The sequence below is a fragment of the Peribacillus sp. V2I11 genome (assembly GCF_030817135.1).
GTDB lineage: Bacteria > Bacillota > Bacilli > Bacillales > DSM-1321 > Peribacillus > Peribacillus simplex.
The window spans coordinates 2,988,913-3,015,029 of sequence record NZ_JAUSYW010000001.1 but is presented as its reverse complement, the minus strand read 5'-3'; the positions used below and the strand labels follow the sequence as shown (position 1 = coordinate 3,015,029).

24 protein-coding genes and 2 pseudogenes are annotated in these 26,117 nt (G+C 42.0%); 10 read left to right on the top strand and 16 right to left on the bottom strand.

The genetic code is table 11. The features are described from left to right. Window positions 1–24: 24 nt before the first annotated feature. From eutC to QFZ73_RS14665, 7 genes and pseudogenes are all read right to left on the bottom strand, one after another. A pseudogene (eutC, locus tag QFZ73_RS14695) lies at window positions 25–750 on the bottom strand (ethanolamine ammonia-lyase subunit EutC); the annotation flags it as partial. 32 nt (window positions 751–782) lie between these two features. Next, on the bottom strand, window positions 783–2,147 hold the full coding sequence (locus QFZ73_RS14690) for an ethanolamine ammonia-lyase subunit EutB (RefSeq protein WP_251434307.1): 1,365 nt from the start codon (window positions 2,145–2,147) through the stop codon (window positions 783–785). An 18-nt stretch (window positions 2,148–2,165) separates the two neighbouring features. Next, window positions 2,166–3,572, bottom strand: coding sequence for an ethanolamine ammonia-lyase reactivating factor EutA (locus QFZ73_RS14685; protein ID WP_307267386.1), 1,407 nt, complete (start codon window positions 3,570–3,572; stop codon window positions 2,166–2,168). 17 nt (window positions 3,573–3,589) lie between these two features. Next, window positions 3,590–4,862, bottom strand: a pseudogene (gene eutH, locus QFZ73_RS14680) (ethanolamine utilization protein EutH). A gap of 145 nt (window positions 4,863–5,007) precedes the next feature. Next, window positions 5,008–5,592, bottom strand: a complete 585-nt coding sequence (locus tag QFZ73_RS14675; RefSeq protein WP_063234976.1) for an ANTAR domain-containing response regulator — start codon at window positions 5,590–5,592, stop codon at window positions 5,008–5,010. A gap of 9 nt (window positions 5,593–5,601) precedes the next feature. After that, window positions 5,602–6,978, bottom strand: a complete 1,377-nt coding sequence (locus QFZ73_RS14670) for a sensor histidine kinase (RefSeq protein WP_307267383.1) — start codon at window positions 6,976–6,978, stop codon at window positions 5,602–5,604. A 188-nt stretch (window positions 6,979–7,166) separates the two neighbouring features. Then, entirely contained in the window at window positions 7,167–7,910 is a 744-nt protein-coding gene (locus QFZ73_RS14665; RefSeq protein ID WP_307267380.1) for an SDR family oxidoreductase, read from the bottom strand. 161 nt (window positions 7,911–8,071) lie between these two features. On the opposite strand from QFZ73_RS14665, the gene QFZ73_RS14660 reads away from it, so the two are divergent. Beyond that, a complete protein-coding gene (locus QFZ73_RS14660) occupies window positions 8,072–8,191 on the top strand; it encodes a DUF4023 family protein (RefSeq protein ID WP_048686276.1) in 120 nt (39 codons plus the stop codon). A gap of 51 nt (window positions 8,192–8,242) precedes the next feature. On the opposite strand, the gene QFZ73_RS14655 is transcribed toward QFZ73_RS14660, so the two are convergent. The 4 genes from QFZ73_RS14655 to brnQ all read right to left on the bottom strand — a co-directional run bounded on the left by QFZ73_RS14655 (window position 8,243) and on the right by brnQ (window position 13,636). Beyond that, complete coding sequence (locus QFZ73_RS14655; protein WP_251434400.1) at window positions 8,243–8,938, bottom strand: hypothetical protein; 696 nt, start codon at window positions 8,936–8,938, stop codon at window positions 8,243–8,245. A 262-nt stretch (window positions 8,939–9,200) separates the two neighbouring features. Next, window positions 9,201–11,117, bottom strand: a complete 1,917-nt coding sequence (locus QFZ73_RS14650) for a vWA domain-containing protein (protein WP_307267373.1) — start codon at window positions 11,115–11,117, stop codon at window positions 9,201–9,203. 15 nt (window positions 11,118–11,132) lie between these two features. Further along, entirely contained in the window at window positions 11,133–11,999 is an 867-nt protein-coding gene (locus QFZ73_RS14645; RefSeq protein WP_307267369.1) for an ATP-binding protein, read from the bottom strand. 305 nt (window positions 12,000–12,304) lie between these two features. Continuing rightward, complete coding sequence (gene brnQ / locus QFZ73_RS14640) at window positions 12,305–13,636, bottom strand: branched-chain amino acid transport system II carrier protein (protein ID WP_307267366.1); 1,332 nt, start codon at window positions 13,634–13,636, stop codon at window positions 12,305–12,307. Window positions 13,637–13,977: 341 nt separating this feature from the next. Here brnQ and QFZ73_RS14635 point away from each other — a divergent pair, with 341 nt between their 5' ends. Beyond that, on the top strand, window positions 13,978–14,544 hold the full coding sequence (locus QFZ73_RS14635) for a sugar O-acetyltransferase (RefSeq protein ID WP_251434284.1): 567 nt from the start codon (window positions 13,978–13,980) through the stop codon (window positions 14,542–14,544). Window positions 14,545–14,588: 44 nt separating this feature from the next. Here the strand turns inward: QFZ73_RS14635 and QFZ73_RS14630 are convergent, their stop codons facing one another. Continuing rightward, window positions 14,589–15,233 (bottom strand): SDR family oxidoreductase, encoded by a 645-nt coding sequence (locus tag QFZ73_RS14630; protein ID WP_307267361.1) that lies wholly within the window; start codon window positions 15,231–15,233, stop codon window positions 14,589–14,591. Between the two features lie 359 nt (window positions 15,234–15,592). Here QFZ73_RS14630 and QFZ73_RS14625 point away from each other — a divergent pair, with 359 nt between their 5' ends. Beyond that, window positions 15,593–15,856: a CD3324 family protein gene (locus tag QFZ73_RS14625; RefSeq protein WP_307267358.1), complete on the top strand. Its 264-nt coding sequence runs from the start codon at window positions 15,593–15,595 to the stop codon at window positions 15,854–15,856. Window positions 15,857–16,015: 159 nt separating this feature from the next. Further along, complete coding sequence (locus tag QFZ73_RS14620) at window positions 16,016–16,651, top strand: FusB/FusC family EF-G-binding protein (protein ID WP_307267354.1); 636 nt, start codon at window positions 16,016–16,018, stop codon at window positions 16,649–16,651. A 142-nt stretch (window positions 16,652–16,793) separates the two neighbouring features. Here the strand turns inward: QFZ73_RS14620 and QFZ73_RS14615 are convergent, their stop codons facing one another. The 4 genes from QFZ73_RS14615 to QFZ73_RS14600 all read right to left on the bottom strand — a co-directional run bounded on the left by QFZ73_RS14615 (window position 16,794) and on the right by QFZ73_RS14600 (window position 19,923). Further along, window positions 16,794–17,513: a DUF4386 domain-containing protein gene (locus QFZ73_RS14615; protein WP_307267351.1), complete on the bottom strand. Its 720-nt coding sequence runs from the start codon at window positions 17,511–17,513 to the stop codon at window positions 16,794–16,796. Window positions 17,514–17,700: 187 nt separating this feature from the next. Further along, window positions 17,701–18,222: an MEDS domain-containing protein gene (locus QFZ73_RS14610; protein WP_307267348.1), complete on the bottom strand. Its 522-nt coding sequence runs from the start codon at window positions 18,220–18,222 to the stop codon at window positions 17,701–17,703. Window positions 18,223–18,339: 117 nt separating this feature from the next. Further along, the gene (locus tag QFZ73_RS14605; protein ID WP_307272784.1) at window positions 18,340–18,750 is read right to left on the bottom strand and encodes a cytidine deaminase; all 411 of its coding nucleotides are present in this window, start codon (window positions 18,748–18,750) and stop codon (window positions 18,340–18,342) included. A 24-nt stretch (window positions 18,751–18,774) separates the two neighbouring features. After that, window positions 18,775–19,923, bottom strand: coding sequence for an amidohydrolase (locus QFZ73_RS14600; protein WP_307267345.1), 1,149 nt, complete (start codon window positions 19,921–19,923; stop codon window positions 18,775–18,777). 425 nt (window positions 19,924–20,348) lie between these two features. Here QFZ73_RS14600 and QFZ73_RS14595 point away from each other — a divergent pair, with 425 nt between their 5' ends. From QFZ73_RS14595 to QFZ73_RS14570, 6 genes are all read left to right on the top strand, one after another. Beyond that, window positions 20,349–21,677: an LLM class flavin-dependent oxidoreductase gene (locus QFZ73_RS14595; protein WP_307267341.1), complete on the top strand. Its 1,329-nt coding sequence runs from the start codon at window positions 20,349–20,351 to the stop codon at window positions 21,675–21,677. A gap of 61 nt (window positions 21,678–21,738) precedes the next feature. Next, on the top strand, window positions 21,739–22,272 hold the full coding sequence (locus QFZ73_RS14590; RefSeq protein ID WP_307267338.1) for a GNAT family N-acetyltransferase: 534 nt from the start codon (window positions 21,739–21,741) through the stop codon (window positions 22,270–22,272). 19 nt (window positions 22,273–22,291) lie between these two features. Beyond that, window positions 22,292–23,092: an amino acid ABC transporter substrate-binding protein gene (locus QFZ73_RS14585; protein ID WP_063234906.1), complete on the top strand. Its 801-nt coding sequence runs from the start codon at window positions 22,292–22,294 to the stop codon at window positions 23,090–23,092. A gap of 24 nt (window positions 23,093–23,116) precedes the next feature. Beyond that, window positions 23,117–23,788: an amino acid ABC transporter permease gene (locus QFZ73_RS14580; RefSeq protein WP_063234905.1), complete on the top strand. Its 672-nt coding sequence runs from the start codon at window positions 23,117–23,119 to the stop codon at window positions 23,786–23,788. A 4-nt stretch (window positions 23,789–23,792) separates the two neighbouring features. Further along, a complete protein-coding gene (locus tag QFZ73_RS14575; RefSeq protein WP_307267333.1) occupies window positions 23,793–24,560 on the top strand; it encodes an amino acid ABC transporter ATP-binding protein in 768 nt (255 codons plus the stop codon). Window positions 24,561–24,565: 5 nt separating this feature from the next. Beyond that, the gene (locus tag QFZ73_RS14570; RefSeq protein ID WP_307267330.1) at window positions 24,566–25,906 is read left to right on the top strand and encodes an MmgE/PrpD family protein; all 1,341 of its coding nucleotides are present in this window, start codon (window positions 24,566–24,568) and stop codon (window positions 25,904–25,906) included. The last annotated feature ends 211 nt before the right edge of the window (window positions 25,907–26,117 follow it).

Genomic DNA, 26,117 nt, shown 5'->3' with positions numbered 1-26,117 from the left:
CATTCGCTCCTCCATTTTTATTTTTCAACCGAGTTTTTCACGCTTTTCTTCTTCATGTTCTTTCTTCACGAGGGACATGCCGCTCGCTTGGTATTTGAGGATCTTTTGAATGACCGTTCCAAGATGCGCCCCTGCTTCAACCGGGGGAATCCCTCCTTTATGGATGTTGGAAATGACCATCCTCTCTGCTTCAATGGTTCCCAAACGTGGTTTATAGCAAATATAAGCGCTCAATGATTCAGCACTGACTAGACCAGGCCGTTCACCGATCAACAGGACAATGACCTCAGGTCCAAGGATTTCACCGATATCATCCATCACGGCAACCCGGCCCTTTTCAATATAAAAAGGTGTACCTGTATCCAGACCTGCCACCACTAAAGATTGTTTGAAAGATAAATAGACGTCCTCCACATTTTCTTCGATCGCCTTGGCACTTAAGCCATCGGAAATGATGATTTGTACCGTTGGGGCCTTTATGCATTTGGCTTCTATCACCCGCTTCGCTTCATCCGAAAGCTTCCTGCCATAATCCGGACGCCGTAAATAGACTTCCTTATCATCGGCCTTCGTTTTCACCTTGAATAAATCCAAGCGTTTCAAAAGAATATCACTGACTTCACCATATACAGCATCGACGGCCGCCGCATGGTCAAAACGGAACTTCAGCCAAGAATCCGTTTTCGGCCGGGTCCCTGACCTGCCTACCCCAATCCGCGCAGGGGTTTTCGCTATCAAAGCATCCAAATCTTCCTTATTATTCATTCCCATATCATCCACTCCTAATGGTTAAATATAGTTGGATCGCCAGCACGCTTCGTTAATTTTCCATTCTCCATAATCCCCATCTTCTCCAGCCAAGCTTCATATAATGGGGCAGGACGCTTATCCATCGTTTGCCTCAAAGTCGCTATATCGTGGTAACTCAAAGACTGGTAGTTTAACATGCAGTCATCCCCCATCGGAGTTGCGATGATGAAATTCACACCAGCCGCCGTTAAAAGTACACCCAAGTCCTCGATATCATTTTGATCCGCCTTCATATGATTCGTATAGCAAATATCCACACCCATCGGCAGTCCATGCATTTTTCCCATGAAATGATCTTCTAACCCGGCGCGGATGACCTGCTTGCTGTTATATAGATATTCAGGTCCGATGAATCCGACGACCGTATTGACAATGTACGGATCAAAATAGCGGGCAAATCCATAGTTCCTGGCTTCAAGCGTCACCTGATCGATTCCGAAATGAGCTTCCGCCGATAACTCTGAGCCTTGACCCGTTTCAAAATAAAGGTGCTGCGGGCCAGTGCCGGTCCCATAGGCCTTCGCGACCTCATTAGCTTCTTCGAGCAATTGAACGTTAATTCCAAAAGAGCGATTGGCCGTTTCCGTTCCGGCTATGCTTTGAAAGATCATATCAGCAGGTGCACCCTGCTGTACGGCCTTAATTTGCGTGGTCACATGCGCAAGCACACAATTTTGGGTCGGGATGTTCCACTTCTGGATGACATCCTGTGTCGCATGAAGCAGCCGCTTTACGCTTTCGACTGAATCATCGACAGGGTTGATTCCAATGAGTGCATCCCCGATTCCATAGGATAGGCCTTCTTTTAAAGAAGCCAGCATGCCATCCACATTGTCAGTCGGGTGGTTAGGCTGAAGGCGCGAAGCAAGCGTTCCTTTGTATCCGATCGTGCTATTATTCTTGGTGAGCACTTCGATTTTATTGGATGCATGGATAAGGTCGAGGTTCGACATTAACTTGGCTGCCGCAGCAATCATTTCACTATTCAATCCCCTGCTTAATCGCTTTAAATCCTCGCCGGTCGTTTCGTCACTCAAAATATATTCACGCAGCTCGGCAACGCTCCAATTCTTCACAGATTGATAGATGGTTCCATTGATGAGACCATCTATGATCCGCGAAACCTCATCCTCTTCCGGGGAGAGCAGGGGATAGTTCCTAATGTCCGCCAAAGTCAATTCGCTAAGCACCGCTTTCGCAGCAATCCGTTCTTGAACCGAATCTGCAGCAATTCCCGCAAGCCTATCTCCTGATTTCTCTTCATTCGCTTTGGCCAAGACTTCTTTCAACGATTTGAATTGATGGATTTCCCCAAAGTATCGAGTGGATAATTTCATCGTATAATCCTCCTTTTCCTAACTGTGAAAGGTTAGCGTTTTTACTACAACCGGAACGACCCCCGTCCGCAGCAGCCTTCCTATATCTAAATAATCACCATGTTCCACTTCTGTCTGATCAATGCAGATGACCGGCAGATCCGGTTGGTTCGCTAGAATGGTTTGACCAAGTGCCTTCCCATAGTCACTATCCATGACAATGATCAGAGGCTGCTGGCCATTCGGTTTTTGCTTCAGTGCCTCGGTAAAAGCGACTGCGAGCTGGTGGATGTCCCGAAATGATTGGTAAGGTAAATTCGTTAAATAAAACCCAAAATTCAGGCCCTCCTGCTGGGGATCGTATATCGTGATCGCATCCTGAACAGCTTGTGCCATTCTCGCGGTTACATCATCGAGCACACCATGAAAATCGACCCGATAGACTGGGATATTACGAACTGGCAGATGGGAATCATTCACCTCGATGGTAGCTCCGCTGATTTCAGTTGTATGTGCGCCTGCTCCAAGTACAGTCGCCCGAACCGTTTCAACGGGCTGTTCCCACTCCCATGCAGCCAATTCTTCATTTTCCTTAATAGAGGCGGCAAGCATCATGCCGATATCCCGGAAGCTTTTGTCCTCCCGTTCTTCATGATAGATGCAATCACTGACACCTCCTGAGAACATCAACACATCTATTCGTCCTGTCCAAGATGGCTCCTTCCCCACTAAAAGAAGTTCATCTTCTTTTGTGAATGAACCAGCCAAAAACCTCGAAAGCACCTTCGCCATTTCATTTGCGATGATTGCCCCATCACCATTCAAAGGTGAGAACCCCTTTGATTTCAGCCATTTCCCTATTGAAGGAGCAACCTCCAACTTCGCTCCCTCCCACTCCACCAATCGGCCTCCTATATGCAGTGTACAAGTTCCACAAAGCATGCCAGAACGATATACGGCAATATTCGCCGTTCCCCCGCCAATGTCTATGTTCGCTACAGTCTTTCTTGTCTTAATGGAATGTTGATAGGCACCGGATCCCTTGGCGGCAATGATTCCCTCCAAATCCGGACCGGCTGCCGCTACAAGGAATTCCCCCGCCGCTTTAGATAACCGGTATACCATTTCTTCTGCATTTTGTTTGGTTGCCGTTTCCCCCGTGATGATGACAGCCCCTGTTTGTATGTTTTCGATCGTAATCCCGGCTTGATGGTATTCACTTTCAACCATTCTTTGAACAGCAGGTATATCAATTACCGTCTCGGATAAAAGCGGGGTCCTGAAAATGGGACTTCGATACAGAATTTCCTTATCGGTAATTTCGATTTTTGGCACCTGTCCGCCACCCGCCACATTCCTAAGCGAAAGCTCGCTGATAACAAGCTTCGTCGTACTGGTGCCAATATCAATTCCTGCACTGATGATTCGTTCCACCTGTTCATTCATTAAAATCACACCCCAGTTTACACCACTTGGATTTCATTGCTGTCTTCTTCCTCGTTTTTCGTTTTATATTCATTTATGCCGATAACTCCTGCTGCACGATCCTTTTCCTCTAATTCCAAAGCTTTCGGAACGGACAGCCAGTAAGCAAGACCGATTCCAATCGCTCCGGCAGATAACTTACCGACAATGATCGGTAATATTAAGGAGGGCTGAAAGTTGGCTGTGAATGATAAATGATCGCCTAATAGGAAGGCCGCACACACAGCAAAGGAAATGTTTATGACCTTATCCTTCGGCGGCATATCTTTAACAAGCTTGAACATTGCTAATATATTGGCAACCGTGGCTAATATCCCAGCACTCCCAGCTTTGCTCAATCCGATTTTGCCGCCCATCGCTTCAAGCGGCTTGCCTGCATATTTTTGAATCAGGTAAATCATTGGAAAAGCACCTGCCAGCATTATCCCGATATACCCCGCTGTTTCCAGGGCACGGAACTGGTCTGCCTTATCGGCCATGATCGGATGGAACCCCCAAGCACCAAATACATTGGAAAACAGTCCGGTGAAAATTTCCACGATCGAGAACACGAGTACAAGTTTAATCGCGGCATCCAATATTTTTCCAAACCACATGAAACCTTTGATCATCAAATCCGGCAGGAAATAAAGACCTAACGCGAGCAATACCACAAAAATAAGAAGGGGGGAAAGATTCAGGGCAATTTCCAAATAGCTCAACGCGAATTCATATGTAGAATCCGCATTCGTGGAAATCACGTCGCGGATTTTCGAATTCGTTGCCACCACCAGCACGCTTGAGATAAAAGCGCCTATCGGAATCGTCAGGATTCCTGACATGACACCAAGTGCCATGTATTTATGATCACGCTTCTCCAGCATCGCAAGCCCCATTGGAATCGAGAATACAATCGTTGCCCCAGACATAAATCCGACAATCATCGCCATGATCCAGCCATTCATATGATTCCTGCAGCTCGGCCGCTAATTGGTACCCCCCCATATCCGTTGCCAAAATCGTTGTTGCGGCGAGGGCGGGATCTGCACCGATCGCAGCGAAAATCGGGCCGCATACTGTATCGATGAACCATGATAAATAAGGGATCGAGGCCATGATTCCAGCTGCCGGGATAAATATATGGCCAACGGTATGCAAACCTTCCATGAACTGTTTCCCCAAGCCTTGCTCACTGTCTTTAATCGATGCAATAGCACCGAAAACGGCACACACCATAATGATATAAATAACGAACTTACCTACCATCTCCATACATATTCCCCCTGAATTCCGATTTGATTTGGCCGATCGACTTTAAAAAAAGGGTATAAAAAAGACGCCTCACATAGCCCAAACTTAGGTTTTTCGGCAGAAATGCCTACCTACAACCAATTTGGTCCATCAAAGCGCCATTGCTTCATCTATTCACTTGTTTTTGATCATTTGCAATGATTCGGCGTGCCACCGTCTCCATGGAAAGCTGCTTATCCATACTTAGCCTTCTCAGCTTATTGTAAGCGATTTCCTCTGTAACATTCTTCCTTTTCATGATGATTCCTTTTGCCTTTTCAATGACTTTACGATTTGTGAGCGTTTCATCCAATTGAGCATTTCGTTCCTGATACTTCTTTGTATTGGCTGCTTGCAGCAAAGCTATCTCCACTGCCGGAATCAAATTCGCCTCCGTAATTGGCTTTACAAGATATCCGACGATATTCGCACGCTTCGCCTCGTCGATATAGTCACGCTGGCTGAATGCAGTTAAAAGCAGGACCGGAATCTGAAAGGTATTGGATATCACATCGCTAGCCTTAAGCCCATTCATTTTAGGCATTTTGATATCCATCAAAACGAGATCCGGCTGTAGTGCATGTGCCAATTCAATCGCCTTCTCGCCGTTACGGGCATGTCCAACCACATCGAAACCTGCATCCTTGAGCATAATCGTTATATCAAGCAGAACAATCGATTCATCCTCCACGACCAAAATCCTCTTGACCACTTCTCCCACCTACCTCTTGTATGGAAATCTTACAGAAGCCAGGGTACCTTCTTTAATCCGATGAATCGAAAACTCCCCTTCCAAATCATTTTCCACCGTCATGCGGATGATATCCAGCCCCAAAGAAGGTTTCGAAGCCTGAGAATATCCGATGCCATCATCTCTTACTTGAATTTCCAATTCAGGACCATCCTTTTGAAAGCATACCGTAATCTTCCCTTCCGTCCCTTCCTTGAAAGCATGCTTCACACAATTATGAATGAGCTCATTCACCACCAGCGCGACAGAAATGCCAATGTCGGAATCAATGGAATGAAGCTCACCACCACTATATTCAATGCTTAGGCTTTGACGGGCTTGATCCTCCGTATAAACAATCATATCGCCTATTTTCCTAATAAGCTCCAGCAGATCCACATGGTCGACCTGACTGCTTGCCAAAATGATTTCATAAACCGAGGATATGCTTAACACCCGATTCAAACTGACCAATAAATGGGGCTTGCTTTCTTCAGGGGCTCCCATCCTCATTTGCAGCCGAAGTAAACTGGCAACTGTCTGCAAATTATTCTTCACCCTATGATGAATTTCACGAATGGCCACTGACTTGCTAATCAGCTCCCTCTCTTTATCCCGCAGTTCAGTCAGGTCCCGGATAATGATGAACGTTTCATTGGAATTCTTGTTGCCCAAATGGAATTTCTTTATTTGGAAAATCTTTTTACCAATGTTCATTTCCTTCATTAAAATGTCCTCTTTTGAAGCAAGAACGTCGGCAATGCCAGGAAAATAACCGAAAATGGATTCACCTAAGACACAGTCCGTCAAACATATTTCCGATACTAAATTAATGGCAGCAGGATTCGTATAAACAAGTCGGTTTTGGTTATTAATCAGGAAAATGGACTCCTCGATAAATTCAGGAACTAAGGAATTTTGTTGATCTTGCCTATCAAACTGATTTGAAGTTTCAGGTTCTTCATGTATCACCTTTTCCATGATCAAAACGGCGATGACCCGATTGCATTCCCCCTTGATTGGAACGACACTTTGCTGGACCATTGCCCCCTCTTGAGTCAATGCCCGATTCACGAACATGTCCTTTCCGGTGCGCAATACATAAAATACTGCAGGTTCAAAAGCCTCATAGGCAAATTTCCCGACAACCGGATGTTCATAAACCGATTTCACGGAATGTCCGCATGCCTCTGCCAAGACAATGGCATGCTTCCCTTCACGCACCGGACAATCAATAAACACATTCGCTTTATTCAAATTGGCTATCAACGATAAATTCATTGATAGGTTTTCAAGAATTTGAATATCCTTGTCCAGTAAGTGTGTATGCATCTCACATAATTCTCGGACAGTCATTGTCCGTTCCATAGGCAAAACCCCAATAAACGTTTATTCATGGATATTATTATTGATTATTATAGATATCGCCCTTATTTTTGTCAATATTCAAAATATTATAATGTCATATAATCTTACAATAGTATCCCTCAATTATTAATGGAAAGTGAGGGTGGGCATCAAACTGTGCATCGATCATCCGAATGAATTTTTGTGATTTAAATGAATCCACCATTCACCCTAATCGTCTGACCCGTAACCCACTGGGCTTGTTCACTAACCAAAAACGAAACCACATTGGCAATGTCATCCGTTTCACCTAAGCGTCCGAAGGCACTCATTTTTTTCATCCCTTCGATTTGCTGCTCCGATTTCCCCACTTTAAACAACTCTGTGTTAACCGGTCCTGGAGCAATTGCATTTATCGTAATCCGTTTTGGGCCGAACTCTTTGGACAGATGTCTTGTGAATTGTTCAACTGCCCCCTTTGTACCTGCATACATGCTATATGAAGGAAACATCTGGCCTATTACAGAGGTTGAAATATTGACGATCCTGCCATCGACCTCCATATATTTCAAGGCTTGTTGGCAAGCGAAGAATGTTCCCTTCACATTCACTGCAAATTGGTTATCAAAGTCTTCCTCCGTCGCTTCGGAAAGTGGTTTATTCATCATCAGTCCCGCATTGTTCACTAAAATATTGACTTTCCCGAACGCTTGGACCGTTTCTTCGAAGAGATTTAAAATTTGGGAAACTTGGCTAATATCGGCTTGGATAGCGACAGCTTCCCCGCCTTTTTCCTTAATGCCTTGCACAGCTTCATCTGCTTTATGTGCACTGCCTGAATAGTTGATCACCACTTTTGCACCCAAATCTGCAAGCTGTTCTGCTATGGCGCGACCGATCCCTCTTGATGATCCTGTGACCAATGCAACTTTTCCATCCAACCGATTTTCCATTCATTTCCCTTCTTTCTTTTCTGGTTTTACTTCATTATAAAGCTTTCCAGTCCATATATTACCACCTTTCTTTTTTACAAGGTAGTAAGATCCTTGCATACTCATGAATTACACCACTTCTGGTTATAGTAAAGAAGAAAATATCGGAGGAGGTACTTTCCATGAAAAGTTCAAAGGAATTCGTTGAAAGCATTCAAGAGCAGCAGAAAAAGGAAGAAGGCAATATGCGCCGTCAAGGCAATGGGAATCCCGCTCAAAAATTACCGAATAAAAAACATTAATGAAGCCCATCTTCAAAAGATCCCAGCCTTAAAATCAGGCTGGGATCCTTCTCACTCCGATGCACTTTTTTTCTTCTTCATCTCTTCAATTTCTTTTGAGAAAGTGTCTTCTATTTCTTTTTTATTTCCATATAAAAAGAGGTTATCCCCTAATTTAATTTTATACTCATATAACTCTTTCCTGATTTTCACTTCACCGCTTTCAATAAATAAAATATTGATGTCGGCTCCACGTGATATGACATCAAACGCTTTGACATCTATGAATTCGGAGTCCTCATAAATATCGATCTCCATGACCACGTCTTCATCTTCTAAAAATAGGACCTCCTCTATCGGGTGTTCCCATAATTCATAATGATTGTACATTTCACTTTTCATCTTATTCGATATTCTATTATTCAGGAATGGAGCTTTCACTAAGACGGTTAAAACCACCAAAATTCCAATAATGATGCTTAACTCCATCAATCGTAGATCATCCGTAAGCAATGTACTAATTGATGAAATGATGACAGCAAGTGAGAAAGCACCAAATAAAATTAAAAACATGCTTATTTTCCTTCGAACGGGATGATCAATAATGGATTTTGACTCGTCAGTTGTAAAACCAGTACCCGTCAGCATGGAGATAACCTGAAATCTGGCCACTGTGCTTTTTAATCCAGTCAATTTCAGCAAGGTAACCGATATTTCAATAACAAGAACAATGATTATAAAATAAAGCAACATAAAAAGTAAATTCATCAAAACAATCACTTCCTCATCTATGGTTTACCCCAATCCCACCAAAAGAAATCGCATTCGTTTTTCTTTTCAAGTTCCATCAATATATTCGCTTACTGCGAATAACTGACATGATATACAAAAAAACACAGTAAGATCCCTTGCATCTTACTGTGTTTTTTTCCTATATTCCAATCAGGAGCCTTTTCCCGTTCTACTCTTGCTTTCCGTCCATATCCAGTTTAGTCAGTCCAAGGTATGACGAGTGCGGGAACTTGAATTCTCAAATGGTCTTCAGCAGCAGTTTTTTTAACAGCGGTGTAAATTGCTCTGGCAATTCCGCTACACTCGGAATCATTAGGCGTTCTTTGCCATAGATGTTTTTCATCGTCATTTCTTCACTTTCATCGATGCCTCCATCCGCTAAAAACAGGCCGATGACTTCTATGCCTTTTTTCCTGGCTTCCGAAACAGCAAGATGTGTATCGACAATGCCATTTTGATCATAATCGCTTGCTGCCGGCTCACCATCGGAAAATACGAGCAAGAATCGGTTCTTTTCCCGTCTTTTTTCCAATTCCATTGCGGCAACCCTGATACTGTATCCGTCCCGGTTGTCTTCCTCTGGTTCAAGCTGCATGATTTTAGCTCCTGAGTTTAGATAAAGGGAATCGGAATGGGACTGGATCACATGGAAGTAGTTCGGCTGATATCCTTCTCTCACTTCATTTGCATCTTCCCAAAATCCCACGATCGAGTGGGGGATCCTTAATTTTTTCAGTACTTCATGAAACAGGACGACCCCTCGTTTCGTTTCATCCATTTTGTTATGCATGGAAGCCGAGCAATCGATAAGCAATGTGAATACGGCATCCATTTCATTTGAATCCTGGTTCTTTTTATAAAAGACCCTTGGATTTTCTTCAAAGACAAGCGGCAGTAATTTCTTCGATAAACGGCCAAAAGCCAAATCTTTTCTTGGTGCGTTCTTTTTATTTTCCAGCGTCTTTTCAATTGTACTGGAGAGTTTCCTCTTGAACGGTTCGATATCCGCAACAAACTCACGGTAACGTTTTTCTTCCGTAAGTGTTGGTATTTTTGCTTCCTTGATTACTTGAACGACGTCTTTATTTTCTTCACCAAATGGATGTTCACCACTTTTGCCCATATTGGTTTGTTTCTTCTCCAGCGTTTCTTGCTGATTGTATTCCTTTTTTTGACTTTCCCCTGATGAACCCTGGATCGAAGCCAGTGCTTGGTCGGCATCTTCCGCTTCACGCGCACCTCCGCCCATCATACTTGTTTTCGTTCCCTGCTCCAATTCAAATTGAAGAAAAGTCGAATTACTCTCGCCGTTCTTATTCTCCCGGTGCCAAGTCGAGAATTTTTCATCAATGAACTCACTTTTCTCTTCATCAATATCTTCTGTATCATCGTTCAACAGTTCATCATTTCTAGTCAGTTCATCAAATAAGGTATTTCCCTTATACTTTTCCATATTTGCAATGGGGAAGATGAAATATTCATTCATCGTATCCTCGTATCGATCATTCACACGGAAAACGATTTGCTCGCAAATCCTCGTGATATCACTGGTTTTAGTGGCTTCAAAGACAGAATGGATGAACGGTTTTAGTTTCTCCAGTTCTTCCAGCTGCCTTACATTGGCCCTTGGAAAAATCGGATCCGGCCTGTCAGATTTAAGCAGTAAATATATGAGGCAGTATAATTCATCCAGTGCGAAACTTCTTGTGACATTCGTCTCCAATTGGCTTTCGAAATATTGTTTAAGGTAAGCACCCCTTACCGAAAACCATTTTTTCGTGCCTGGCCTTTCTTTCTTCACCAATTCTTCCAATCGCAAATCTTCCAGTAAAGCGAATAATTGGGCTGCAAACTTCGGAAGCGAACTTTCCCCGATGATGTCCTGGTACTCCTTCATGCTCTGGATTGTTGAATGATGCAGCGTACCTATCGTCCTAAGGAGCACGTCCGTTTTCAGCCCCGCTTCCTTCACTTCCTTATTTCCATTTTCCCAAAAATGGCTGGCTGTGACCTTATTCTCGATCAGATCAATGAAGGAGCCATAATTGTATTCGAATTCCAGCTCAGGAATGCCGGATAAAACAGTCGAGAGATCCTGCAGCTGTAAAAAAAGAGCCGTATCTATTATTGAATCATTGAACCGGATATACTTCATGAGGCATTCTCCTAGTTAGAATAATGTGTCAGCCAAGTTCTTAACAAACTCACGCTCCCGTTCCTCGTCCAACTTATCCACAATGGAACGAAGGATCGCCCTTTTCGGCGGGATCAACACACTTAGATCGCAAGCATCAAGCAAAGCCCTGATCGATGCCGCATCTTCAGCCACCTTCCCTTGATTCACGGCATTTATCAAATCACTCGACAGTTTAACGAACAATTCGATACTTCTTGGGTCCTTCAACTTTGTATTGGTTTCTATCAATTGCTTTAACTGCTCCCCTTCTATATAAGGCACTTCAATTACGACAAACCTATTTTTTAGCGCTTCGTTCAGCGGCACTGTACCGACATACCCTTCGTTGATTGCAGCAATCACATTAAAGCCTTCTTTTGCCGTTATGACTTCATTCGTGAACGGATTCGTTATCGTCCTTCTGTAATCAAGCACACCATTGATAAGCGGCAGAGTTTCCGGTTTTGCCATGTTGATTTCATCTATATATAAGAAGTGACCGTGATTCATCGAATTGGTCACTGGTCCAGGTACGAATTCTATCATTTGTTTATCCTCTTTGTAAGCCAACGTCTTGAAGCCCAATAAGCTTTCGGCATCCAAGTCGACTGAGCAGTTGACACTGAACATCGGCTGGTTGAATAAATTTGATAATGTCTCGGCAAACTTTGTCTTTCCTGCCCCTGTCGGACCCTTCAAAAGGATATTTTTCCCCATGCTTACGGCCGTGATGGCATCTACCATCAACTCCATCTCGGGAGGCAGATATCCGCCGCTCCTGATCAATTCCTCAAATTGAGCAGGATTCTTTTTGCTTGCTTGTAATATATTTGCGATTTCTATTGGTAATCGATTGATCATTGTGTTCCTACACCCCTTTCTGAACATTTTAAGGCTCTTTCCCATTAAAAACAAACACTAAGAAAAGGAGCTGTCATCAAGACAGCTCCCAGACTGCAGGCAAACTAGAAGAAAAGCGAGTTTGCCTGCAGTTTTTTATAAAAAAACAATCCAGTTGATTGGAACGGAAGGTACGAGACTCCTGCGGGAAAAAGCGCGTCCAAGGGAGACCCCACAGGCGCAAAGAGCGCCGAGGGCGGACCGCCCGCGGAAAGCGAGTGCCTGTAGAGGAAATCATCGTTATTCGAAGTTCATTCTGATGACTCTTAATAAGCTTCCTTAGGGTCGCCTTTCATTAGGTATATCATATAGCCCAATACACCGCCGATGATGGCAGGAATCACCCATCCTACCCCTACACCATATAGTGGAAGGTATTGAGTGAAAAGGTCCGAAACAGCGTCCATTTTAATGCCTGATGCCATGAATCCATCCGTTATGCTGATGATGGCCGTTAGTAATAAGCTTCCTAAATACACCTCCGATTTCCCTTTGAAAAAGGAATGGAAGAACGTAAGAACAATCAAAACGATCGCCACGGGATAAAGCGCCGTTAACACAGGCACTGTAATGGAAATGAGCTTGGTCAAGCCTACATTGGCAACAGCCGCACTAAAAACAGAGAAGATGACGACATATGATTTATACGATACAGCAGGCAGTATTTTATTGAAATACGTAGAACATGCCGTTATCAAACCGATGCTTGTCGTTAGGCATGCAGCGATCACAATCAACCCTAACAGCACGGCACCAGCCGGTCCGAAAAAATGATTCGAGGCTTGAGCCAAAACGTCTCCGCCATTACCCAGTTGACCCAGTTTCTCCACACTTGTTGCCCCGACATAAGTCAATGACGTATAAACGATCACCAATAAAGTGGCAGCTATTAAGCCGGCTTTCATACAGAAGCCTAACACTTCTTTTCTTGATGTTATCCCTTTATCTTTGATCGCGTTGATGACAATGATCCCAAATGCAAAACCGGCCAGCGTATCCATAGTCAAATATCCTTCTTTAAATCCCTTGAAGAAAGAATTATCTGAATAATTCGCCGCTGGTGACTGAATTTCACCCATTGGGTTAATGATGGCAACCACAATCAGAATGCCGATGAAAATCAATAATAACGGTGTTAATATTTTTCCGACGATATCCAGCATTTTTGATGGGTTGATTGATAATAAACAGGCAATTCCAAAGTATATGATCGTGAATGTCAGCAATGGTAAAAAACCGACATCATTAGATAGGAAAGGTTTAATCCCTATTTCGTAGGATACACTCCCCGTTCTTGGAAGCGCGAAAAGCGGTCCCAATGATAAATAAAGAACGACCGTGAAAATGATGCCGAATAACGGGTGTGCCCTGCTTGCAAGCGATTGAACATCATTTTTTCCTGAAAAACCAAATGCCAATATTGTAATGAATGGCAATCCAACACCAGTAATGATGAATCCTAAACTGGCCGACCATAAATTAGTCCCGGCGGATTGACCGAGCATGGCAGGGAAAATTAAGTTTCCTGCACCAAAAAATAAAGCAAAAAGCATTAATCCTGTTACAATGACAAAAGAAAGTGGTGCTTTCTGTGACATATAGAGCCCTCCATTGTTTTGATTATCTTAACGAAGAAAAGAGTTGTCCATCAATTTCCAGTAAAAAAGTGACATGAACTACAAACTATTCTACCTATCTGTTAAAATGTACCTTCATGAAACTATGAATCATCCATAATACTCCTTACTATAAAATCCGGCGGAACGTTTGTCAAAGCTATTTCATTCATTATTCGGAAAAATCTTTCTTTTCTTACTTCTTTTCGAGAAAATGAGAGAGGCATAGAAAAGTTGAGTAAAAAGTACTGCAATTTATTTTGCGGGAAAAATATTTTAATATTTATCCAAACTATATAAAAACAAGAAAATAGGAGGTAAACATGAATACTGAAAAAGAAAAGATGTTGAGTGGGGAACCTTACATCGCCGCTGATCAGGAATTAATAAAAGATAGGGAAAATGCCAGAAAGTTGACCCGGTTATACAATCAGACAACGGAAAGTGAAGGGGACGAACGAACTGCACTGCTGAAACAGCTTTTAGGTTCCACTGGGCTAAATGTATATATTGAACCCACTTTCCGTTGTGACTATGGATACAACATTTCTGTCGGGGAAAACTTTTATGCTAACTTCGATTGTGTCATTTTGGATGTTTGTGAAGTGAAAATTGGCAGGGACTGCATGTTGGCTCCCGGAGTGCATATCTATACTGCCACACATCCGCTGAATCCCTTTGAACGCAGTTCTGGTGTGGAATACGGAAAGCCGGTTACGATAGGGGATCATGTATGGATTGGCGGAGGGGCCATCATCAATCCTGGCGTAACAATAGGGAATCATTCCGTCGTCGCTTCAGGGGCCGTCGTAACAAAGGATGTTCCTGAAGGCGTTGTTATCGGTGGAAACCCTGCGAAGGTCATCAAGCATCTTGATGGAATTAAATAAGGCAGAGATCACTCCCCCCTGAGTGGCTCTGCCTCCTTTTTTCGTTAAATTCCCCTTAATGCTTCCGCGATTATTGTATCACCCGAGTTTAAATCAAATGAACGCTTGTAGGTATTTTCTTCAGTTAAAGAAGCAAGAATAGTTCGAGCCACATCTTCACGGGCAATCGAACCTCTTTCCAATTCTTCGGCGGCGGTCACTTTGCCCGTCCCCGGTTCATTCACCAGACCCCCTGGCCGAATGATGGTATAATTTAAATCGCTTTGTACCAATGCCCTATCCGCATAGTGCTTGGCCACATAATACGGTTTGATGGCTTCATTCCAGTTTTTGCGATTATTGGCCTGAAATGCACTCACCATGATGAATCGGTTGATTCCCAAATTTTCTGCCGCCTCAATCGTCTTAACAGCACCATCCAGATCGATCAACAGCGTTTGATCAGCACCGGTGCTTCCTCCGGATCCCGCTGTAAACACGATGGCATCACAGCCTTTTGCCGCATTCGCAATCTCATCCACTGATCCAGTTAAACTGACGACCGCTGATTTAATTCCATTTTTCTCTAAATACTCACTTTGTTCTTCTTTACGAACCATTGCCCGTACACTATGATCCGGGCTATCTTTTAATAAATCCACAAGATGTTTACCGATCTGCCCATTTGCCCCAACTACGAATACTTTCATAAAGGTCAGCTCCCACAATGGTTTGTTTGGTTTCCATTCAAATTATTTCATGGACTCAGAACATTATCAAACAATCAGCCCGCCAATTCAGCTTTAACATTGGAAAAAGTTTGGCAACCACCCTTATATATTTTATAATAAGAACAATACGTGTTCTTCAGGGGCACAAAGGGGAGGTGTAAAGATGGCAATAAGAATGTTAATGCCACCTTCTGCAGCGTCTCATGCAAAGCCTAGTATTGGAGGCGATACTTTGCATGGGGTTGAATTAAGCTAAACTTAATCGCCCGCCTTATCATTTCTAATATTCGGCTTTGCACCTTATTTCATTCTTAATAAAGAATAAGGGGCTGGCAGAAATGAAATATGTAAAAGCGACGGCCGTTTTGCCTGAAAAGCTGATCGTTGAAATTCAAAAGTATGTGCAAGGTGAAACCATATATATCCCTAAACCTGAAAAGGCCCATCACAAATGGGGAACCCGTTCGGGGTCAAGGGAATTGATCGATGACCGGAATGCCTCTATAAAATATGCATTCAAGGACGGGCATACCATCCATCAATTAGCCGAGGAACATTTTCTCTCCACGGAAACCATCAAGAAAATCGTTTATTCTAAATAGGATAGCATGGGTAGCACTGATAATGATATCAGTGCTATTCGTATGCCGAGTATGTTTCTCAGTCATTTCCCCCCTTTTATAGTAGATGCGATTTCTGTAAAGTAAATATAAACGGTAACATGTGACAAGTATCAAGCAACAGAAACAGGAGTGAAGAAAATGGAACCTTTTATCAGGAGCGAGCAGTATAACTTCATAAAATCCCAAACGCAGATTCTCATAAATGGACACGCGACTGCCAACGATAAGGATGTGATCAACACCCTGAAAACAGTCGCCAAAGAAAGAGTACTAAGCTTATTCAGTGACTTGAGCGAAGAGCAAAAACAATTGCTGGATCCAGTAGATACCATTAAAGATCCCGCACAAGCCGAAGCCTTTCTGTTACAGGTAAAGCCATTTGTGATCCCATTTAAAGAAGTAACCGAAAAAACGATAAAAAAATTGTTTCCTAAAGCAAAGAAATTAAAAACCCCTTCGCTGGAAAACATCGATTTGAGAGAGATTTCATACTTGGGATGGGATGATGTCGGATCCGGAAAGAAATTCATCATTGCACCTCATCATAATAAACTCACCGGATTGCATGGAACCATTAAACCTGCCAACAAAAAAGGGATCTGTGCCATATGCAGCCGCTTTGAAGAAGTAGGGATGTTCATGTCTGAAACAAAAGGAACAGTCCAAGGGACATTCATTAAAAAAGGGAATTATATTTGTCTGGACAGTATGAAATGCAACCATAACATAACCACTTTGGATAAAATGACCGACCTAATCGAGCGGCTGAAATAATACGAAAAAGCAATCCTTCAATGGCGAAGGATTGCTTTTTTGGGTTTTATTATACATTCATGTCATTTTTGAATATGTCCATTTTATGAACTAACTTTCTTACTCAACAGCCTCAATAGGTACGCCTCCTAATTTTGGAAGGTCATCTCCTTTGTTGAACTTTAACACCCTTAATCAAAAGCCAGAAAGCTAATGATAACTCCCCAACCACACCAGGTATGGCTACAATCAATAAGAATATCGTTTTATAGTCGGTGTAGTTGGTTAGAAGAAAATGTGCAAAACTGTCTATTAAATACCCAGCAGATGCAAGGACCAGGAAGATCCCGATCAACCTTGGTATGTAGCCTCCTGACCTGATTATTAAATAACCAACGACAAACAAATGAAAGCCAAAAAACACCAGCCCAATAAGCCATCCATTATTGAAAGCATCGATTAATGACAGCACTTGAGCATGTATCTGTCCAGTTGTGAATACCGTCAAATATTCAGTACCGCTTAGCAGTTGCAGAACACCAAGGAAATTATGCAAGGCGACCCCAAAGATGGCGGTATACACCAACCTAAACCACGCAGCGAGCATAGCCAGATTCTTATTAACGGGTTTAAGCAGAACATACAGGGCCCAAGCTAACAGCACATCAAGAATGAGCACGATGACAAAGCTAATGAATCCCCTCCTAAATAACATCTCATTGGTCATGATGTTAGTGGCAGTTACTGCTGCATCATCAAAGACAATAAGTCCTTCGAGAACAGAAAAGTTAGAAAACATCGCAAGTATTGCCATAAGCAATAGCCCTACTCCTGCGACTCTAGAATAATGTAGTGCTGGGGTTTCATTATTACGGTTTGTCATTTCTGACTCCTCCTAAATTACTACTAACTTTACAATATTCGAAGCACTATTGTCATATGAATCAAAAAGATGGCTGTGGCAAAATTAATTTTTTTTCTTGAATGGCCAAAAAAGGTAATGAATTAAGAAGATAGCAATCATGCATGCCGTTTATCAGCAATTCTTTATATCTTTGAGAATACGAATTTCAAGCTTCATCTACTGTTCTCTCAAAATCCTCTATGATATGCAGCGGCTCTTCCATGGTTGCCCATTCCACATGTGCCCATGATCGGAAAGAGATTTTATTATCCACATAGGATTGTACCGTTTTATTAAAGTATTCTTCGATTGCAGGAGGATGATAACTGCCGCTTGAGCAATAGAAATCGAAGTTGTTCACAAAGTGAATGAACTCCATTTGATCTTTCGTTAACCGAGTGCTCAGTTCTTTATGAATAATGGGGTAAATACGGTCATTTTCAATAAGAATGATATAATCTCCTGCCGCGATGCCGTCTTGGATAAAATTCAAAACTTGTTTAATGTAATTTTCCATTTCATTATAGGAATACAGCACATGAACGCTCTTTTGGTCTTTGAACAACTGATTCATTTTGCTTTTCAATATATCATTCCTTCTTTCATGCATCTCTTCAATTATATTGAATTCTATAAGCAGGACAAAATCAATCGGTGACAGCAGGTAAAGGTACGATGATATCATCATATCGGAACAATACTTGCCATCTAGTTTGAAATAATGAACAACACGCTTAGGGATTCTCCTAAGCGTGTTGTTTTCCGTTGCATTATTGAATTATCATCATCATGAATCCCTCGTGTATTAATACGGCAGTAACTCACCGATTTTCACCTTGACCGTTTCCCCATTAACAGTCAGTAGGACAAAGCAGGCTTTTGCATAATCCGAGATTAATTCACGACACATCCCACACGGGCTAACCACTTTTAAAGCTCTGTCTTCATCATCGGAATAGGGGTGCTTAACCGCCACGATTGTATCGAATCCCTTTTCGCCGTCCGATATCGCCTTCCCGATCGCAATGGCTTCTGCACATACGGTAACCCGGCCAATATATGCTTCAATATGTACGGTAGCAACGATTTTTCCTGACTTCGTTTTTAATGCAGCGCCAACATGATGCCTATTTTCCTCGTAAAGATCCCTAATTTTTGCACTTGCAGCTTCTATTAAATCACGATCCGACTCATTCAAAGGATAAGTTTTGATGATTGGCCCTCCTTCTCTTCTAATATTTCATTCAGGGATTTTTTTTAACGCTTCTAAAGCCAATAAGCGGAAATAAGAAGCCGCTGGAAAAAGTGCCGTTTCATCTACTATAAACTTAGGGTGATGCAGGTCATATGGACCGCCTGAACCTATCATTACGAAAGCACCTGGTATTTTTTCTTGGTAAAAAGCGAAGTCTTCCCCTATGGAGCTAGCTTCTAACGTTTTTGTCGTGTAACCTGCTGTGTCTCCAACCTGAAGCGCCAAATCTGCCCATTCAGGCGTATTATCAACTGATGGGGGGCCTGGATGCCATGATAATTCAACATTTGCATTGAATGTTTCACTTATACCGTGCAGGACTTGTTTCATACGTTTCTGAATGAACTCTCGTTGAGTTTTACTGAAGGTGCGGACGGTTCCTTCCAAATATGCACTATCTGGGATAACATTCCATGTTGAGCCACTATGAATTTGAGTGATGCTCAAAACCGCGGACTCTTTTGGCGCCACATTTCGGCTGATGATGGTTTGCAACGTTGAGATAATATGTCCTGTTATGATAATCGGATCATTTCCCTCTTCCGGTTTGGCCGCATGTGAGCCAGTTGCTTTAATATGCACTTCAAAGCGATCGACTCCCGCTGTCAGTGCGCCATGTTTTGTCCCTAACTCCCCAACTTGCAATGTCGGATCATTATGAAGACCAAAAATCACATCCACATCATCCAACACACCAGTTTCCATTAAAGCACTCGCACCATGTCCCGTTTCCTCCGCAGGTTGAAATATCAAACGAATCGTTCCGGACAGATCTCTTTCTTCCTTTTTTAATAAAAAAGCAGTCCCCAAAATGACAGAAGTGTGAAAATCATGACCACATGCATGCATCACGCCGATGTGCCTTGAAGGAAAGTCCACCTCAGATTGCTCCAAAATTGGTAAAGCATCAATATCGGAGCGAAGTGCTATCGTAGGTCCCGGCTTGCTCCCTTTTATCTCAGCTACGACACCAGTTTTTAATGGAAAATTAAGTATCTTAATTTTTTGAGATTGAAGCGCTTCTTTAATTTTTTTAGTCGTTTCAAATTCTTGGTTTGATAATTCAGGTGTCATATGAAGATCACGTCTGAATTCCAATAGATAATTTTCCAATTCTACATTACTTATAGTCAACGGTTGTCCATCTCCTTAAAAATCCGAATATTAAAGAACGAAAGCTAATATCCAAGCTATCAAATAAGCTATTTGATAAACGTGTAAAGCATGAGTTCTAATTTAAGTAGCATCGTAAGCATCATAACAATGAATTCCCCGAAATGAAAAGTGTTTATTTCGAACATTCAGCATTGACAATTTATTATACAAGATGCTACCATGTGAAGTAATTTACTATATTATAGTAACGTATCAATACAAAAAAGGATTAAATTTATATAGTAGAAAAGAAGTAAAGACATACATACACATTGGTCGGAAGGAACCCTCTTCTAAACTGGAAGCGGGTTTTATTTTAACATTAATTCATAGTAAACCAGTAAGGATATACTATTATAAATCCCCTGCGTTTAAAAGTGAAGACACAAAGGAGCAATTGACACATGAAAAAGAAAACAGTAAAACTTGGTGTATTTTTGGCCGGAACAGGACATCACGTTGCTTCTTGGAGACATCCTAACGCCAATCCGAAAGCAAATATGAACATCGATTATTTTAAGGGGTTGGCGCAGACTGCCGAAAAAGGTTTATTTGATTTATTATTCTTGGCAGATAGTTTGTCAGTTGCAAAGGACTCGCATCCTAATATTCTGACTCGATTCGAGCCATTGACCTTGTTATCTTATCTAGCCTCGGCGACTTCCAATATTGGGTTGGTTTCAACGGCCTCTACCACCTACGAAGAACCCTTTAATGTTGCTAGAAAATTTGCTTCTTTAGACCATATTACCTCCGGCCGTGCTGGATGGAACGTAGTCACAACGTCCCTTGCCTCCACTGCAGTAAACTTCAATAAATCTGAACATTTAGAACATGGTCTCCGTTATAAAAGGGCTACTGAATTTGTTGAAGTTACCAAGAAACTGTGGGACTCATGGGAAGACGATACGTTGGTTATCGATAAAGAAACAGGCCAATTCATTGATGAGTGCAAGTTTCATGAAATCAATCATCAAGGTGAGTTTTTCTCTGTAAAAGGACCATTAAATATTTCTCGCTCACCTCAGGGGCATCCGGTCATCGTACAAGCAGGTTCTTCTGGCGATGGGCAATTGCTTGCAGCAAAGCACGCAGAGATTGTCTTTACCGCCCAGGAGAACAAGGAGGACGCGATTTCATTTTACCATGAGTTAAAAGGTCAATTGGCCGCTTTTAATCGGGAGAAAAGCAGCTTGAGTATTATGCCAGGTTTGTTCCCGATTGTGGGACAGACTGAGAAGGAAGCCCAAGAAAAGTACGAGGCATTGCAGGAGCTGATTATTCCCGAAATAGGATTGGCTGTTATGGGAAGGTATTTTGGAAATGTGGATTTTTCGAATATCCCTTTGGATACACCGTTTGCTGATATTTCGTTACCAGATAATGTAGATAGCATCCAAAGTAAATATGATTTGATCGTTAAACGGGCGACCAATGAAAATTTGACGTTACGTCAGACATATCAGTGGGTTGCTGGATCACGTGGACATCATATCGCAATTGGAACACCAACGCAGATTGCGGATAAGATTGAAGATTGGGTGAATGGAAATGCAGCTGACGGCTTTAATATCATGCCAGCCCTCTTGCCTGATTCTTTAACGGATTTTGTTGAACTTGTTGTCCCTGAACTGCAATCAAAAGGAATTTTCCGTACGAAATATGAAAGTAACACATTACGAGGGAATCTTGGCCTGGATAAACCGGTCAACCAATATTCTCATAAGCTTTAACTCAAGGACAGAACCACCCAACCGAAAAAGAATTAACTAGATAGAGTATAGGAGGCGCAAGATGAGTCAAATATTTCGTGAAGTACGTGTAGAAGATGTGGATAAATTCCTTCATTTAACATTGGATGCTTATGCGAGTATAAGAGAGTTGGATATTCACTTCTCTGCGGCAACGGCCACGAGAGAGGAAGCAATTAAGCACATATCCGAAAATAAGGTATATGTTCTGGAGGAAAATGGGACATTTATTTCCACCGTATCGATTCGTTTACCGTGGGGCCCCAATCCTGGCCCGCTCGTATTGCCACACATAGGCTGGTTCGCTACAAACCCTGCATATAAGCGTCAAGGCATAGGGAAAAAAGTTCTGTCATGGCTCGAAGAAGAAATTTTGAAGAAGCAACTGAGAGCCCCCGCGGTTACACTCGGAACCGCGGATAATCATCCATGGCTAAAAAAAATGTACGAAAAAAGCGGATTTGAAGAAATAGGTCAAAAAGATTTAGGCAAAGGTCATCTCACTATATATTTGAGGAAAATCTTGTTACCAGGACAATATCAAGCTTGGACTGAAAAACAAAATCAAACCATTTAAAAATAGGAGGAAAATAACGATGAAAAAAATACTTTCCCTTGGACTCTCTTTACTTTTCATATTAGTACTTGCAGCATGTGGCAATTCAAAACAAGAGGATACGGCCAAAGATTCCGAACAAAAAACAATCAAAGTGGGGTCAACTGGCCAAAGCTATCCAAATGGTTATCAAGAGGATGGTAAATTAACAGGTTTTGACGTAGAACTTACAGAACGCATCGCTAAGGATTTAGGATACAAGGTAGAGTGGGTCACTTCTGATTTCAGTGGGATAATGGGGCAATTGGGATCCGGTAAATTGGACACCGTTGCGAATGCCGTTGCTATTACAACAGAACGACAAGAGCAATTTAATTTTACAGAGCCATATAGTTATTATGGTGCACAAATTGTATCAAGCACAAAAAACAATGATATTAAAAGTTTGGATGATCTTAAAGGCAAAACCGTTTCCGGTGTGTTGGGGTCTAATAACGTTGCAAACCTAGAAAAATATGATAAAAACGGCGATATCAAAATACGAACCTATGAAACTCGGGATGGCGCAATGCAAGATGCCATTAACAACCGTGTAGATGGATATATCAATTCCCGCCCAATCCTAGTTGCAGAAATAAAGAAAAATGATCTTCCGTTAAAACTAGTCGGTGATCCAGTGGCATATGAAAATGTAGGATATCCATTTCCCAAGACAGAAAAGGGCAAAAAATTAAATGAAGAATTCACGACAGAAATAAAAAAACTTAAAGAAGATGGTACATTAGCAAAGCTATCCAATAAATATTTTGGTGAAGATATCACCACGAATTCCGGCGAATAAGCATAGCGGAGGTTTTAAAGCATTATGAATTTTGATTTACAATATATGTTGGAAATTTCCCTACAAATCGCAAAATTTATTCCGATCACTCTGGTTTTAGCCATCATATCGATGGTTTTAGCCATTATTATCGGACTTGTAGTAGCCTTAATAAGAAATAGTAATATTTTTGGAATCACCCATTTGGCAGGCTTATATATCTCTTTATTTCGAGGAATGCCAACATTGGTACAATTATTCATCATTTACTACGGTTTACCACAGTTATTCCCGTCGTTGTCAACGATGGAAGCAATCACGGCGGCGATCATTGGATTTAGTTTGAAAGAATCCTCTTATTTAGCAGAAATTTTCCGAGCTGGATTGAATTCTGTGGACAAAGGGCAGATGGAAGCGGGCCTTGCAACTGGCATGAAAAGAGTGCAGATTTACTCGCGAATCATTTTACCGCAGGCTGCTTTAAATGCATTGCCAGCAACAGGGAATACGTTTATATCTTTGATTAAAGAAACGTCCCTTGCCTTTACATTGGGAATTACGGAACTATTTGCAGAGGGAAAGATGATTGCATCCGCTAACATGCGCTTTTTCGAGACGTATTTGGTGGTTGGCTTGATTTACTGGCTATTGGTCATTCTTTATTCTTGGATACAAAAATATCTGGAGATTTGGCTCAGCAAACCACTTAGAAGGTGATCATATGATAAAAGTAAGAAACTTAACCAAACATTTTGACGATAAACAAGTATTGAACGATATTAACTTGGATATAAGAACCGGGGAAGTTGTCGCCATTATAGGTCCTTCCGGTTCTGGAAAATCAACGTTATTACGCTGTCTGAACTTGTTGGAAAAGCCCAACAGCGGCACCATCGAAATCAAGGATGTAAAATTGGATACCCAAAAATATAAAGAGAGAGACGCGTACCAATTAAGACAGCAAACAGCGATGGTATTCCAACACTATAACCTTTTTAAAAATAAAACAGCTTTAAAAAACGTGATTGAAGCTTTGCTTGTCAGCAAAAAGATGAAAAAAGAGGAAGCCATTCAAATCGGCGTGGATTTATTGAAACGGGTTGGCTTAGAAAAACAAGCCAACCAATACCCCGCTACCTTATCTGGTGGACAACAGCAGCGTGTTAGCATCGCTAGAGCATTAGCTGTAAAACCACATGCCATTCTATTTGATGAACCTACCTCCGCTCTAGATCCCGAATTGGTTAATGAGGTTTTACAAGTAATACGGGAGTTAGCGAAAGAGGATACGACAATGGTGATCGTGACGCACGAAATGCAATTTGCGAAGGAAGTTGCTGACCATGTCATATTCATGGCAGATGGACACATTATCGAACAAGGCACCCCAGAACAAGTAATTGAGCGTTCCCTTAATCCGCGAACCCAGCGTTTTTTACGGCAAATGGGAGATGAAACGGACGGATCTGCCAGGCAAAAAAGGAAGTGAAGTGTATGAACACGGAAAGGTTATCTGAAATGATTTATCATTCCAATCCGTTGGTAAATGAAGAAGTATTACAGGCTGCCATCGAAGGACTTCTTGATTATCTTGCTGTTTCCTATCAAACAAAATCCGAAAAGGAAATTACGATTTTAAAGCAAATCATTTTGGAAGAAGGCGGAAATGGGACGAGTTACTTGATTGGAAGTCTCATTCATGCAACAAGATCCCAAGCCGCACTCTTCAATGGCTTTCAAGCTCATTTACTAGATTATGATGATGTACATTCAGATGTACGAGGTCATCCAAGCGCAGTCATTTTGTCTGCTTTGTTAGCAGTTGGAGAACCTGAAATGTCCGGGAAACGCTTTTTAGCTGCCTATGTGGTTGGTGTGGAGATCATGGCTCGGTTTGGAGAAGCTATGAATCCCTATCATTATACAAAAGGTTGGCATAATACAGCTACACTTGGCGTAATAGCTGCAGCTGGTGCCGTTGCGTATTTACGGGAATACTCACCACGCTTAATAGCTGAAACCATGAGTCTTGCCGCTACCCAATCGGCGGGTTTACGACTACAATTTGGTACTGTGGTAAAGCCGCTCCATGTAGGGATTGCTGCTAAAAACGCTGTGGACTCCGCCGATTGGATTCGGATGGGATTACATAGCAACCCCGACTTTTTGAATGATAAGAATGGTTTCTTTGAGGTATATGCAGAAAATGGGGTTCCCGATTTAACGGTAAATTGGGGAAAGACATGGCGGATCGTAACACCAGGATTATGGTTTAAACAGTACCCGTTTTGTTCTGCTGCGGCACATGGCGCTGAAGCAGCTGTTTTTTTACATAAGACGTACGATTTGTCGGAAGAAGATATTGAATCGGTGAGTGTTTGCTTTCCTCCAAATGGTGATTCCGCTTTGATTCACCATAACCCAGGAACTGGTGAAGAAGGAAGATTTTCGATTGAGTATATTGTATGGCTCGCGCTTACAGGCAAACCCCTGACCTTTGCTTCATTTGAATCGAAACCTATTCCCCATTCATGGAGAGAATCCTTTCAAAAAGTAAATAGAGAGACGGATGCAACGATCAAGCCTTCCAAAGCAGCACTACCGGTGGGACGATTTACAATTGTGACCGTGACCACAACGAGTGGTGATGTACTATCGAAACGAATCGATACACCTAAAGGAAGTCCAGGAAATCCATTAACAAAATCCCAGCTAATAGAAAAGTTGTATAAAGCCGTGGGAGATGAAGTAGAGACAGGGAAAATAATAGCAGCTGTCCATGCACTGAATCACACATCCCTTGGTGTTCTTCAAGAAGCTGACTATAGAAGCTGACTGATAGTAAATTAGGCGAACAGTATTTATATACTGCTCGCCTAATTTGTATTCCATCAATCCTTGACGACCCTCTTCTTTAGCACGGTATCTTTACTCGTGAGTTTTGCACTTTATTCGTGAGATTTGGTCGCTTTACTCGTGAGTTTTGCACTTTACTCGTGAGTTTTGGCGTTTTACTCGTGAATTCGGGGCATTTACTCGTGAGTTT

Excerpts from the sequence above, each read along its gene's own strand:
- QFZ73_RS14690 (WP_251434307.1), bottom strand. The coding sequence starts at position 2,147 with ATGAAATTATCCACTCGATACTTTGGGGAAATCCATCAATTCAAATCG.
- QFZ73_RS14685 (WP_307267386.1), bottom strand. The coding sequence starts at position 3,572 with ATGAATGAACAGGTGGAACGAATCATCAGTGCAGGAATTGATATTGGC.
- QFZ73_RS14670 (WP_307267383.1), bottom strand. The coding sequence starts at position 6,978 with ATGGAACGGACAATGACTGTCCGAGAATTATGTGAGATGCATACACAC.
- QFZ73_RS14665 (WP_307267380.1), bottom strand. The coding sequence starts at position 7,910 with ATGGAAAATCGGTTGGATGGAAAAGTTGCATTGGTCACAGGATCATCA.
- QFZ73_RS14660 (WP_048686276.1), top strand. The coding sequence starts at position 8,072 with ATGAAAAGTTCAAAGGAATTCGTTGAAAGCATTCAAGAGCAGCAGAAA.
- QFZ73_RS14655 (WP_251434400.1), bottom strand. The coding sequence starts at position 8,938 with ATGAATTTACTTTTTATGTTGCTTTATTTTATAATCATTGTTCTTGTT.
- QFZ73_RS14650 (WP_307267373.1), bottom strand. The coding sequence starts at position 11,117 with ATGAAGTATATCCGGTTCAATGATTCAATAATAGATACGGCTCTTTTT.
- QFZ73_RS14645 (WP_307267369.1), bottom strand. The coding sequence starts at position 11,999 with ATGATCAATCGATTACCAATAGAAATCGCAAATATATTACAAGCAAGC.
- brnQ (WP_307267366.1), bottom strand. The coding sequence starts at position 13,636 with ATGTCACAGAAAGCACCACTTTCTTTTGTCATTGTAACAGGATTAATG.
- QFZ73_RS14635 (WP_251434284.1), top strand. The coding sequence starts at position 13,978 with ATGAATACTGAAAAAGAAAAGATGTTGAGTGGGGAACCTTACATCGCC.
- QFZ73_RS14630 (WP_307267361.1), bottom strand. The coding sequence starts at position 15,233 with ATGAAAGTATTCGTAGTTGGGGCAAATGGGCAGATCGGTAAACATCTT.
- QFZ73_RS14625 (WP_307267358.1), top strand. The coding sequence starts at position 15,593 with ATGAAATATGTAAAAGCGACGGCCGTTTTGCCTGAAAAGCTGATCGTT.
- QFZ73_RS14620 (WP_307267354.1), top strand. The coding sequence starts at position 16,016 with ATGGAACCTTTTATCAGGAGCGAGCAGTATAACTTCATAAAATCCCAA.
- QFZ73_RS14615 (WP_307267351.1), bottom strand. The coding sequence starts at position 17,513 with ATGACAAACCGTAATAATGAAACCCCAGCACTACATTATTCTAGAGTC.
- QFZ73_RS14610 (WP_307267348.1), bottom strand. The coding sequence starts at position 18,222 with ATGATGATATCATCGTACCTTTACCTGCTGTCACCGATTGATTTTGTC.
- QFZ73_RS14595 (WP_307267341.1), top strand. The coding sequence starts at position 20,349 with ATGAAAAAGAAAACAGTAAAACTTGGTGTATTTTTGGCCGGAACAGGA.
- QFZ73_RS14590 (WP_307267338.1), top strand. The coding sequence starts at position 21,739 with ATGAGTCAAATATTTCGTGAAGTACGTGTAGAAGATGTGGATAAATTC.
- QFZ73_RS14585 (WP_063234906.1), top strand. The coding sequence starts at position 22,292 with ATGAAAAAAATACTTTCCCTTGGACTCTCTTTACTTTTCATATTAGTA.
- QFZ73_RS14580 (WP_063234905.1), top strand. The coding sequence starts at position 23,117 with ATGAATTTTGATTTACAATATATGTTGGAAATTTCCCTACAAATCGCA.
- QFZ73_RS14575 (WP_307267333.1), top strand. The coding sequence starts at position 23,793 with ATGATAAAAGTAAGAAACTTAACCAAACATTTTGACGATAAACAAGTA.
- QFZ73_RS14570 (WP_307267330.1), top strand. The coding sequence starts at position 24,566 with ATGAACACGGAAAGGTTATCTGAAATGATTTATCATTCCAATCCGTTG.